Here is an 11,674-nt window from a genome sequence, read left to right as displayed (position 1 = left end):
TACCCGATGCACACGAGTGTGCTGGAAGGGGTGAACAACAAGATCAAAGTGATAAAGCGCATGGCATATGGATTTAGGGACTCAGAATACTTTTTTCTGAAAATCAAGGCGGCCTTCCCCGGAAAGCCGCGATGAACCTTTTTTTACCTGTTTCTGACGCATTCACCTCCCCCGACGACCATGTTGCTGCCACTTTCCCGCGCTTTACGTCCTCTTCGTCCAGGCTTGTGGCTATCATCGAGACGATTTCTCCCTTCGGGAACCTGCATGAACCACTTGAGTCGTCTGCTGTGCCTCGCCCTGCTGATGTTCGGCGGCCACCTTGCCGCGGAGCCGCTGCGGGTCGGCGTCAGCTTTGCCATTCCTCCCTATGTCATCAGCCACGAAGACAGGGGCATCGAACTCGATCTCATGCGAGAGGCCTTCGCAGGCAGCCCTCATGAGCTGCAGGTCGTCTATCTTCCCCTGGAGCGCACCTTCAGGATGCTGGAGGAAGGCAAGCTGGACGCCATCATCAACGTCAAACCCGGCATGCTGGAAAGCGCCTACCTCTCACAGCCGGTGATCACCTTCCACAACCGGGTCTTTACCCTGGCGCCGACGGCAGTCCACACCATGAAGGATTTGCAGACCCTGCGAGTCAGTGCCTTCCAGCGTGCACGGCAGATTCTGGGAACGACCTTCTCCGACATCGTCGACCAGAATCCCCGTTATGAAGAGGTGGCGAGGCAGGAGGGACAGGTACAGCGGCTCCTGCTCGGGCGCACCGATGCCGTGATCCTGGAACAACGGGTGTTCTACTACTATCTGGTGCAGTTGCTCGGGGATGACCAGGAGGGCGACCGCTATCCCAAGGACAAGGTCAGACAGCACGACCTCTTCCCCCCGACTCACTACCACTTCGCCTTTCGCGAGGCGGGCCACCGACAATGGTTCGACAGACAGCTCGCCAAGATGAAGGCGGACGGGCGCTATGAGCGGATCTTTGCCGCCTATGGCACCACCTCTACTGCCGGAGACAAAAAAGCCAGCCCATGATGGACTGGCTTGATACCGGCTCCAGGGAGCCGCAGTGGATGGAGCGTTACTTCATCGCGCTGCCGTTTTTCAGCTCTGCTTTCTGACGTTTGGCTTCGCGTTTCTCTTTCAGTGACATCTGCGGTTTTTTCTTGGCATCTTTGCCGTGATGCTGTTCTTTGTTGCTCATCATCAGACTCCAAAAAGGTTACCTGGACAGTTGGAACGGGTGTTCCAGCATGTCAGCCGAATCGTGGATTTCAGTACGCCAACAGTGACGATCGGGGATCGCACTGGCCTCAGCATACTCCCAATCTTCCGCCGGGATCCAGCCTCCCGGCAGCGCCTGTCAGCCAGGCGTTCCCGTAGCGTCCCCCCCCGGGAATGACGACCGGGCGACACTTTTGGCATCCGAGGACGGATGGTCAGCCTGTCTCCGGTGGATGTGTGTTAGAGTGGGCATTCAACGATCGCAGGAGCGCGTCATGAAGAAGCTGGAAATGAAGGATCTGACCGAGGCCGAGAAAGCCGAGATTGCCCTGCTGGTGCAAAAGGCCCAGGCCAATGCCGATCACACCCTGACCAACGGGGAGCGCAACAAGATCCGCGAAGCAGGACGCCAGAAGATCGCCGCCGATCGCGCCCAGGCCGCCAAGGCGGCTTCCGCACTGGCACGGGAGAAAGCCAAGGAGCGAGCCAGCGCCCAAGTGCTGCCTGACACCTTCAGCTGGTCCGATTCCGTCAGCAACAAATACCGTGGCAGACGGTAACGGCAGCATGAATGCTCGCAGATGACGCTGCTGCAAAAAAGGGGGCTGGCAGAGCGTCATGTCATCTCCCTGAAAAGGGCAGCAGGAGGCGCCTGGCAGCTGATGCACACCCGGATAAAACGCCTATCCAGCCATCACTGACTGAAACGAATACCAAGATAAAGATTGCCATGACAGGGTGTGCGTGTTCTAATCGTTTTCGATGGTTCGGTAGTTCAGACCTGATTATGTTAGGCAGTCATCTTAAAGCAGTGATTTGTGCAGGCAGTTATCCCCGATAATTCTTGCCAGATAATTCTCCTTCTTTAGTGCTCCCCATACGTATTTCTGACGAAAAATCATGGATTGCCGCTCCGGTGGCGTTTCACTAATCACTACTCAAGGAAATTATCATGTCCAAAATGACTGGTACCGTAAAATTCTTCAACGCCGAGAAAGGCTTCGGTTTCATCTCCCCGGCTGACGGCAGCAAAGACGTGTTCGTTCACTTCTCCGCCATCCAGTCCAACGGTTTCAAAACCCTGGAAGAAGGTCAGCGCGTTGAGTTCACCATCGAGCAAGGCCAGAAAGGCCCGGCTGCTGCGAACGTCGTTCCGCAGTAATTCAAGCCGGAGCACCTTCCCCTCTTTGGGCAAGGGCCTCAGCAAGAATTGAAAAAACCCGCTTCGGCGGGTTTTTTGTTGCCCGTTTCCGGGTGACCGGCGTGTTGCCCTGCTTCCCTCTCGCCACGGCCAGCAAAAAGGGCACCCTGGTGGTGCCCCATTTCCTGGTCAGGTTCCTTACAGGGGCAGGCTGATCCGCGCCTCCAGCCCCCCCTCCTGGCGATTGTGAAGGCTGAGCTCACCGCCGTGCTGGTGCACCAGGGTGCGGGCGATGGCGAGCCCCAGTCCCACGCTGCCAGACTCGGTGTTGCGGGCTTCATCCAGGCGCACGAAGGGCTTGAACACCTCCTCCAGCTGGCTCTCCGCAATCCCCGGCCCCTGATCGCGAACCAGGATCAGCAACTCGCCGTCACCGCGCACCAGCGAGACCTCGGCCCCCCCTGCGTACTTGATGGCGTTGCCGATGAGGTTTTGCAGCACCCGGCGCAGGGTGTTGGCGCGGCAGGCGTAAACCTGCTTGCCCTCGGCCAGGCAGGTGACGGGCTGGCCCATGTCGGCATAGTCGTCACACAGGCTCCCCAGCAGGCTGACCAGATCCAGCTCCCGGGTCGCCTCCTGCTGCCCCTCCTCCCGGGCAAAGCTCAGGGTCGCCGCCAGCATCTGCTCCATCTGCTGCAGGGTCTGCTGGAAGCGCTCCTTGTCTTCCCCGTCCGCCAGAAACTCGCTGCGCAGCCGCAGGCTGGTGATGGGGGTGCGCAGGTCGTGGGAGATGGCGGCCAGCATCCGGGTTCTGTCCTGCACGAAGCGATCGAGCCGGGTGTGCATCCGGTTGAAGGCCTGGATGGACTCGCGGATCTCGGTGGGCCCCTCCTCACGCAGGGGCTCGATGTCCTCACCACGCCCCAGCCTGTCGGCGTTGGCGGCCAGTTGCTTGAGGGGACGGGTCGCCCGGCGGAACAGCCAGATCATCAGGCCGATCACCAGGCTCGCCACCAGCAGCAGGTTGAGGGTTGTCTGCCAGGACCAGCTCGCCGTCTCCTTGTCCACCAGGGAGCTGAACTGGAGCCAGCCGCCGTTGGGCAGTTCGATGGAGCCGTAGAGCCGCATGTCCTGGGGCGGCGGCATGCCGTTGCGATCCTTCATCATGCGGTTGTGGTGCTGCCAGGCCCGGCTGCGCTGGATGTCCTGCTTCAGCTCGGCGCTGATCTCCACCGCCAGGGAGGATGGATAGCCGAGCTTGGCCCGCACCAGCTTCTCGAAGCGGGGGCTGCGGTTGTCCGGCTGCAACGGCTCGTCGGCCAGACGAAGCAGCAGGGTCTCGCTGCGGCTCGCCTTGAGGATCTCGTGATAGAGGGAAGGAGGAGAGAGGGAGAGCAGGCGCACCACGGAGATGATCCGCTGCATGGCGTTGCGGCTGTTGACGTAACCGAGGGCCTCCTCCCTGTCCGAACGGTAGATCTGGATACTGAGCAGCTGGATCAGCACCAGCCCCGCCAGGGCCACCAGCACTATCTGGCCGGTCAACCCCTTGGGCAGCAGCCTGGCGAAGACGCGCTTGATCATGTCGGCCTCACTCCTGGGTCACGTCGGCGGCGAACAGGTAACCGCCACCCCAGATGGTCTTGATGAGCTCGGGATTCTTGGGATCCCGCTCCAGCTTGCGCCGCAGTCGGCTCACCAGGGTATCGATGGCGCGATCGAAGGCCACCGCCTCCCGGCCACGGGCCAGATCCAGCAACTGATCCCGGCTCAACACCCGCTGGGGCCGCTCCAGAAACACCTTGAGCAGATCGAACTCGGCGGTGGAGAGGCTCATCCCCACCCCCTCCTCGTCCACCAGCTCCCGGCGATTGACGTCGAGCAGCCAGCGATCGAAGCGCAGATCCCGGGTCAGGGTCTCCGGCACGGGCAGGCTCTCCGCCTGGGTGCGGCGCATCACCGCCTTGATGCGGGCCAGCAGCTCCCGAGGGTTGAACGGCTTGGAGAGGTAGTCGTCCGCCCCCATCTCCAGGCCGATGATGCGGTCCGTCTCCTCCCCCATGGCGGTCAGCATGATGATCGGCAGGCGGGATTTGACCCTGAGCTCGCGGCACAGGGTGAGGCCATCCTCCCCCGGCATCATCAGATCCAGCACCAGCAGGTCGAACTCCCGCTCATCCAGCAGCCGCTTCATCTCCTTGCCATCGCGGGCGCAACTGACGCGCATGCCATGCTGCTCCAGAAAGCGCTTGAGCAGATCGCGGATCTCGCTGTGGTCATCGACCACCAGAATATGAGGGCTGCCTTGGTTCATCATCATCTCTCCGTTATCGGGCTGGGGCGATTATACGAAAATCAACCGGGCGGGTTGTGTCAAAGTGTGCCAGCACGCCCCTGTGCCACACTCTGCTACAAAATAGGCCTCTACTGGCAAATTTCAGACACTTCCACGGTGTTTACTGGATACCAAGGCGAAAGAGCCTCTACCCGTACACATCCGACAGGAGTTACCCATGAAAAAGCTGACCAAGACCCTGCTGACCGCCACCTTGATCCTCGGCCTGCCCCTCGGTGCCTATGCCGCCAGCGAGGCCGTCTCCACCGCCCAGCCGACCCAGGCCACGGCGACCGGTTGCCCCATGGACGGTACCGGCATGATGGGCGGCAAGCATCATGGCGGCCGCCACGACAAGATGGCCCGCATGAAGAACATGACCCCGGAACAGATCCAGGCCCATCTGCAACAGCGCTACGACAAGATTGAAGATCCGGCCAAGAAGGCTGAGTTCGTGAAGAACCTTGGTCTGCGTGCCGACGGCATGATCAAGCACGCCGAGGTGATGAAGCAGTTCGCAGAAGCAAACCAGTAAATCGAAGTGATGAAGCCGTTTGCCGAAGCAGACCAGTAAGTCGAGATGATCAAGCTGTTCGCAGAAGCAAACCAGTAAATCGACGTAATGAAGCCGTTTGCCGAAGCAGACCAGTAAGTCGAGATGATCAAGCTGTTCGCAGAAGCAAACCAGTAAGGCGACGTAATGAAGCGGTTTGCCGAAGCAGACCCGTGATCCGGCGGGGCCCTGCCCCGACACCGGCGAAAACGACAGGGTGGCGCAAGCCACCTTTTTTTGTCTCCACCCCCAGTTTTTCACCTTTTCCTGTCTGCCCGCATCATGTTATGTGATCGATAACAAACGTTTCACTTTCGAAATAAATCATAATGGTCCCTCACACAACAGATGCGGGCACGATCCCGGACACAGTGGACAGGAGTCGTTATGGGATGGAATCTGGGCACAATCAAGGGGCGCTATACCGCCGTTTTTCTGGGCTTCATGGCGCTGGTGTGCGCCCTGACGGTGATCGGCATCCAAATCTGGATCACCCCCGCCCTGCAAAAGGCGGGGGAGGAGAACGTGGCGCTGCGAGTCGGCGAGATAGCGACCGATATCCGTGACCAGCTCAACGGGGTGCAGACCCAGTCGCGCAGCATCACCCAGCTGGTGGCACAACTGCCGAGCGAGCAGATAGATGCCCAGCTCCCGGCCCTCATCGACCAGTACGGCAACGGCATGGTCTTCGGTGGCGGCATCTGGCCCCTGCCGGACAAGCGGGAGGCGGGGCGCGCCAAGTTCAGCACCTTCTTCCACAGGGATGCGTCCAACGCCCTCATTCCCAACACCTACTGGAACTCGGCAGAGGCGCCCAACTATTTCGATCAGCCCTGGCACAAGGCTGGCCAGCAGGCGCCCCGTGGCATCTGTGCCTGGGCCGCCGCCTACAAGGATGGCGCGAGCCAGCAGCCGAGAACCAACTGCGCCATGGGGATCTACCAGGATGGCGCCCTCTACGGGGTGTCGACCATAGACGTCACCCTGGGCTTCTTCAACGACCTGGTGGCCAAGAAAGAGCAGGAGATCGGCGGTCAGGTGATGATCATCGAGGCTGACGGCAAGATCCTGAGCCGCAACGCCCGTCTGACCGGGGATGTGGTGCTCGGCAACCTCTCCGCCCACGCCGACTATCCCTTCGCCCTCGCCATCAGCGGCCTGCTGGGCCAGGATGCGAGCAAGGGGCAGCTGCGCACCACCTTCCAGGATCAGGGTGAGGAACAGACCCTGCTGATGGAGGCCATCGAAGGGACCCCCTGGCTGCTGGCCGCCGCCCTGCCGACCCGCACCCTGACCCAGGACAGCCGGGATGTGCTCGCCACCCTGGCGAGCATCCAGCTCCCCCTGGCGGGGCTGCTGTTCGTGCTCATGGTGCTGGCCATCAGCCAGCTTGGCAGCCGCCTGCAGACCCTCAAGCTCAACATCGACGCCCTCAGCGCCGGCGACGCCGACCTGACCGCCCGCATCCAGGTCAAAGGGCATGACGAGCTGGACAACATCGCCCTGTCGGTCAACCGCTTCATCGCCTTCCTGCAACAGATGATGGTGCAGGTGACCGCCGCCACCGACCTCATCACCCGCGAGCTGGCCCAGCTCGATCAGCAGACCGGGCAGGCCAAGCGGATCCTGGGAGAACACGCCAGCGAAACCGATCAGGTCGTCACCGCCCTCAACGAACTCAGCTCCACCGCCGACAGCGTTGCCCGCCACGCCAACGACTCCGCCAGCTTCACCGAGGCCGCCAACGGTCAGGCGGCCAGCTCCCGCAAGGTGGTGGGGTCAGCCTCCGCCAGCGTGGTGGCCCTCATCGACGAGGTGGATCTCGCCGCCGCCAAGGTGCTGGAGATGCAGGAAGATGCCCAGCAGATCGGCAGCGTGCTCGGGGTGATCGGCGGCATCGCCGCCCAGACCAACCTGCTGGCGCTCAACGCCGCCATCGAGGCGGCCCGGGCCGGTGAACAGGGCCGGGGCTTCGCGGTAGTGGCCGACGAGGTGCGTGCCCTCGCGGCACGCACCCAGAACAGCACCGCCGAAGTGGGCAGCATGTTGTCACGGCTCACCCAGGGGGTCGCCGAGGCCGTGGTCGCCATGGAGCAGACCAAGCGCAGTTGCCAGGCGGCGGCCGACACCACGGGGCAGGTCACCGGCGGGCTCGACACCATGGCCGACGCCGTGGTGCAGATCCACGATCTCAGCAGCCAGATCGCCACCGCTGCCGAGGAGCAGAGCCGGGTGACCGAGGAGATCAACCGCAACATGGTGAGCATTCGCGACATGCTGAACCTCCTGGTGGAGAACGGCGGCAACACGGAGCAGAGCGCCGCCACCCTGCTGGGGTCCAACCGCCAGTTGCTGGCCCTGGTGCACCGCTTCAAGGTGTGAGCCTGAATACCAGGCAGCAAAAAGGGGCCCGCGGGCCCCTTTTTCATTCACCTTGCCAGGACTCAGGCCTTGTTGGCCAGGTTCAGGGTCTTCACGGTCTCGCCTTCGAACTTGATGACCACGTTCTTCTGGGCCACTTCGGAGTCTTTCAGCAAGGACTTGGTGGTCTCGGCCAGCAGCGGGGAGGCCTTGTTCAGTGCATCCAGGTCATAGGTCCACACTTCCAGACCGGCGTCGGTCTTGGTGCTGGCCGGGGCGCCCAGCTTGTCCTTGATAGCCTGCTTGTTGGAGCCGCCTTCCTTGATGTCCAGGGCCTTCTTGATCGCTTCGTTGGAAGCGGTGTCCATGGCGTTGCCAGCCATCTCTTTGGCGGTGCTGGTGACGCTGCTGGTCACGGTGTCGGTCAGGGAATCCATCAGGCCGGCGTGGGCAACCAGAGGCAGGGCGGTCAGGGCAATCAGCAAGGACTTTTTCATGAAGATACATCTCGCAAGAATGAAAAGAGCGCGCATGAAACCAGCGGGATGAATTGGAGTCAAGAAAATCCCTTGGTCAAGCCGTATTCGGGGGGGAAAAGCCCCGTAGCGGCTCCGACCAGTGCCCTTGTCAGCCGCTGAGCTGGTCCTTGCCCGCCAGCTTGGCCCGGTAGAGCGCCCTGTCGACCCGTGCCATCAGGTGGGACACCTGCTCGTCGGGGTCGGACTCCACCAGCCCGAAACTCAAGGTCACGGGCTCGATCCCCTTGACCCTGGCATGGCTCAGGCGCTGCCTCAGTTTCTCGGCCACCATCCGGGCGTCGGGCAACCGGGTATTGGGAAGCACCAGCATGAACTCGTCACCCCCCAGCGGGCCAGCAGATCGATCTCGCGGATGCAGCCCCGGGTCAGCTGCACGATATCGATCAGGGTCTGGTCCCCCACCCGTGGCCATGGCGATCGTTGATCTGCTTGAAGTCGTCCACGTCCATGGCGATCACGGCAAAGGGCTCCTTGAAGCGCTTGGCGCGCTCATGCTCCAGCCGCACCGCCTGCTCCAGCCGATAGCGGCTGGCCGCGCCGGTCAGGGAGTCCGTCTCCGCCAGGCGGCGGTTTTCCTCCACCTGGAACTGCAATGCCTGGTTGAGCCGCTCCAGTTCGGCGGTACGCTGCGCCACCTGCTGCTCCAGGGTGCGGTTTTGCAGCTCCAGCCGGGCGTAGAGTTCCCGCTGGGCGTGGATGTTGCGGTGTGCCCCCACCATCCTGGCGACACTGCCGTCCGGGTTGCGTGCGACGATGCGGCCGCAATCCGCCACCCAGAGGTAGTCACCGTTACGGCAACGGCAGCGGTATTCGGCCCGGTAGTCCGCCGCCCGCCCGCTCAGGCAGGCATCGAAGCTCTCCATGACCTGCGCCAGATCGTCCGGGTGGATCAGGTTCTCCCAGGTGAAGACGGTGTTGTCGAGGGAGTGGGGCTCATACCCCAGCATCTGATACCAGCCGGGATAGCGATGGACATAGCCGGTGTTGGCATTCCAGTCCCAGAGACCGTCGCTCACGACCTCCAGCATACCGCTCATCACGGCCTCGTCGAGGGCCGGTAGCCTTGTCATCTCATTGTCATGCAGCATGAAAACCTTCCTTGTTCTGCTACTCAGCGCCACGGATCCGCTTGTTGACCTGGCGGGAAAACCGGGCCTGCCGGTCGAGCCTTCAAGGGGGCGACTGGCCTCGACACCCCGTCATGACGGGTTATCGGCCAAGTAGCCCTCTTGTTGAACAACAGTAGCAGCCCGCACACTTTCGAGTTTTGCGCGCCGTCACGCTCCCTTCCGTTCTTCTGCCGGCCAGATTGCACCACGGCGGTGCACACCTTTGGCGCAGCCCTGCCCATATTGGGCAAGCCTCGCTGACCAGGGCTGCGATTAATAAGTAAGTGCATGAATAAAAAGAAAAATACTTTTCTGGCGCAATATTTGCCTTTATCTGGGTGAACCACAAGGATTGGGGATATTGCATGAAATTAATCACCGCCATCATCAAGCCGTTCAAACTCGACGACGTGCGCGAAGCCATCGCCAACCTCGGCGTCGAGGGGCTGACGGTTTCCGAGGTCAAGGGGTTTGGCCGCCAGAAGGGGCACACCGAGCTGTACCGGGGTGCCGAATACCAGGTGGATTTCCTGCCCAAGGTAAAGCTGGAGATCGCCACCCTGGCCGACAACGTCGAGCAGATCATCGAAGCCATCAGCAAGGCCGCCCACACCGGCAAGATAGGTGACGGCAAGATCTTCGTTTATGACCTGCAGGCCGCCGTGCGCATCCGCACCGGCGAGACCGACGCAGACGCCCTTTGATACGACTGGAACTGAGGAATACGACATGGAAGAGTTGATCACATCCGTCAGCGAGCTGCGCTATGCACTCGACACCTTCTACCTGCTGATCTCCGGCGTGCTCGTCATGTGGATGGCCGCCGGGTTCGCCATGCTCGAAGCCGGCCTGGTCCGCGCCAAGAACACCACCGAGATCCTGACCAAGAACATCCTGCTCTATGCCATCGCCTGCATCATGTTCCTGCTGGTCGGCTACAACATCATGTACGTGGACAACAGCGCTGGCGGCTGGCTGCCGAGCTTTGGCAGCCTGATGGGCAGCCAGGCGGACGACGCGGGCCACTCCCTGCACTCCGACTTCTTCTTCCAGGTGGTGTTCGTCGCCACCGCCACCTCCATCATCTCAGGTGCGGTGGCAGAGCGGATGAAGCTCTGGTCCTTCCTGCTGTTCTGCGTGGTGATGACCGGCTTCATCTACCCCGTGGAAGGCTACTGGAGCTGGGGTGGCGGCTTCCTGAAGGAGGCGGGCTTCTCCGACTTCGCAGGCTCCGGCATCGTCCACATGGCGGGCGCTGCCGCTGCCCTGGCCGCCGTGCTGCTGCTCGGCCCCCGTCGCGGCAAATATGGCAAGCAAGGGGAGATCTACCCCATCCCCGGCTCCAACCTGCCGCTCGCGACCCTGGGCACCCTGATCCTCTGGATGGGCTGGTTCGGCTTCAACGGTGGCTCCCAACTGGCGCTCTCCAGCGCCGCTGACGCCACCGCCATCGGCACCGTCTTCGTCAACACCAACGCCGCCGCGGCCGCCGGTGTGGTCGGCGCCCTGCTGGTCAGCAAGCTCACCTGGGGCAAGGCGGATCTCACCATGATCCTCAACGGCGCCCTCGGCGGCCTGGTCGCCATCACCGCCGACCCGGCCTCCCCCAGCCCGCTGTTCGCCAGCCTGATCGGCGCCCTGGCCGGTGCCCTGGTGGTCTACGCCATCGTCGCCTTCGATCGCCTGAAGATCGATGATCCGGTCGGTGCCATCTCGGTACACGGCGTCTGCGGCCTGTTCGGCCTGATGGTGGTGCCCTTCTCCAACACGAGCGCCACCTTCGGTGCCCAGTTGCTGGGTGCTGCCACCATCTTCGGCTGGGTCTTTGTCGTCTCCCTCGTGGTCTGGAGCCTGCTCAAGGCCACCATGGGCCTGCGGGTCAGCGAAGAGGAAGAGATGATGGGTGTGGATGTCCACGAGTGCGGCATCGATGCCTACCCCGAGTTCGTCAGCGTCAAATCCAGCATCTAAGCACGCCATCTGCTTGCGGGGCCCGGGGGACACCTCGGGCCCCGTTTTTTTGGCGGCTCGGCGCCCCTGAAGGCAGGAGGACGGTTCGAGTGATGCCACTCTGCCATGCAACCGGTGAACCCTCTGCTTTGCCCCTCCCCTTTGCAAGGGGAGGGTCGGGATGTGCCGTGCCGATTGATGGATGGAGCCATGACCCCCTCCCCGCCTCCCCCTTGGCAGGGGGAGGAGCAAGCAAGCGCCCCTGGCTGGACGAATCAAATAATCGAGGTGGCAACTACGTAGGTTCGATTAGGGAAGGTGCGAATAAGCGGGGAAATTCTTCTCGGCTGACTCAGTCATTTCATTTTTTCAGTTTGAGCCGATCTTTTCTCCCGTAAATGCCTTGAATCAGCCTATTTAGACCGTTTCTTCGCCATTTAAGGCGTTATTCCCAGTTTT

At 61.8% G+C, this 11,674-nt stretch carries 12 protein-coding genes and 1 pseudogene; 8 read left to right on the top strand and 5 right to left on the bottom strand.

The window, feature by feature from the left end; translation table 11 throughout:
* The coding region (locus J9889_RS12995) for a transposase (protein ID WP_210538105.1) at positions 1 to 135 on the top strand (135 nt) is incomplete at its 5' end.
* A 132-nt stretch (positions 136 to 267) separates the two neighbouring features.
* Positions 268 to 1,038, top strand: coding sequence for a transporter substrate-binding domain-containing protein (locus tag J9889_RS12990; protein WP_109112161.1), 771 nt, complete (start codon positions 268 to 270; stop codon positions 1,036 to 1,038).
* A gap of 46 nt (positions 1,039 to 1,084) precedes the next feature.
* On the opposite strand, the gene J9889_RS24540 is transcribed toward J9889_RS12990, so the two are convergent.
* Positions 1,085 to 1,207: a hypothetical protein gene (locus J9889_RS24540; RefSeq protein WP_010675895.1), complete on the bottom strand. Its 123-nt coding sequence runs from the start codon at positions 1,205 to 1,207 to the stop codon at positions 1,085 to 1,087.
* Positions 1,208 to 1,502: 295 nt separating this feature from the next.
* Between J9889_RS24540 and yjbD the strand changes: the two genes are divergently transcribed.
* The gene (yjbD, locus tag J9889_RS12985; RefSeq protein ID WP_039040119.1) at positions 1,503 to 1,787 is read left to right on the top strand and encodes a DUF3811 domain-containing protein; all 285 of its coding nucleotides are present in this window, start codon (positions 1,503 to 1,505) and stop codon (positions 1,785 to 1,787) included.
* Between the two features lie 392 nt (positions 1,788 to 2,179).
* Positions 2,180 to 2,389, top strand: coding sequence for a cold-shock protein (locus tag J9889_RS12980; RefSeq protein WP_010675897.1), 210 nt, complete (start codon positions 2,180 to 2,182; stop codon positions 2,387 to 2,389).
* 177 nt (positions 2,390 to 2,566) lie between these two features.
* Here the strand turns inward: J9889_RS12980 and J9889_RS12975 are convergent, their stop codons facing one another.
* Positions 2,567 to 3,952, bottom strand: coding sequence for an ATP-binding protein (locus J9889_RS12975; RefSeq protein WP_210556929.1), 1,386 nt, complete (start codon positions 3,950 to 3,952; stop codon positions 2,567 to 2,569).
* A gap of 7 nt (positions 3,953 to 3,959) precedes the next feature.
* Positions 3,960 to 4,682 (bottom strand): response regulator, encoded by a 723-nt coding sequence (locus J9889_RS12970; RefSeq protein ID WP_010675899.1) that lies wholly within the window; start codon positions 4,680 to 4,682, stop codon positions 3,960 to 3,962.
* A gap of 199 nt (positions 4,683 to 4,881) precedes the next feature.
* Here J9889_RS12970 and J9889_RS12965 point away from each other — a divergent pair, with 199 nt between their 5' ends.
* Together J9889_RS12965 and J9889_RS12960 are read left to right on the top strand one after the other, a co-directional pair.
* Positions 4,882 to 5,238, top strand: coding sequence for a hypothetical protein (locus tag J9889_RS12965; protein ID WP_010675900.1), 357 nt, complete (start codon positions 4,882 to 4,884; stop codon positions 5,236 to 5,238).
* Positions 5,239 to 5,643: 405 nt separating this feature from the next.
* Positions 5,644 to 7,638 (top strand): methyl-accepting chemotaxis protein, encoded by a 1,995-nt coding sequence (locus J9889_RS12960; protein WP_210556927.1) that lies wholly within the window; start codon positions 5,644 to 5,646, stop codon positions 7,636 to 7,638.
* 62 nt (positions 7,639 to 7,700) lie between these two features.
* Here the strand turns inward: J9889_RS12960 and J9889_RS12955 are convergent, their stop codons facing one another.
* Together J9889_RS12955 and J9889_RS12950 are read right to left on the bottom strand one after the other, a co-directional pair.
* Positions 7,701 to 8,114 (bottom strand): hypothetical protein, encoded by a 414-nt coding sequence (locus tag J9889_RS12955; RefSeq protein ID WP_010675902.1) that lies wholly within the window; start codon positions 8,112 to 8,114, stop codon positions 7,701 to 7,703.
* 130 nt (positions 8,115 to 8,244) lie between these two features.
* Positions 8,245 to 9,244, bottom strand: a pseudogene (locus J9889_RS12950) (diguanylate cyclase).
* Positions 9,245 to 9,630: 386 nt separating this feature from the next.
* On the opposite strand from J9889_RS12950, the gene glnK reads away from it, so the two are divergent.
* Complete coding sequence (glnK, locus tag J9889_RS12945) at positions 9,631 to 9,969, top strand: P-II family nitrogen regulator (protein ID WP_010675904.1); 339 nt, start codon at positions 9,631 to 9,633, stop codon at positions 9,967 to 9,969.
* Positions 9,970 to 9,994: 25 nt separating this feature from the next.
* Positions 9,995 to 11,236, top strand: coding sequence for an ammonium transporter (locus J9889_RS12940; protein ID WP_042864817.1), 1,242 nt, complete (start codon positions 9,995 to 9,997; stop codon positions 11,234 to 11,236).
* Positions 11,237 to 11,674 lie beyond the last annotated feature (438 nt).

The organism is Aeromonas sp. PrichA-15 (assembly GCF_017939245.1).
GTDB lineage: Bacteria > Pseudomonadota > Gammaproteobacteria > Enterobacterales > Aeromonadaceae > Aeromonas > Aeromonas caviae.
Note: the sequence above shows the minus strand (reverse complement) of the source record. Positions and strands in the feature narration are given on the sequence as shown.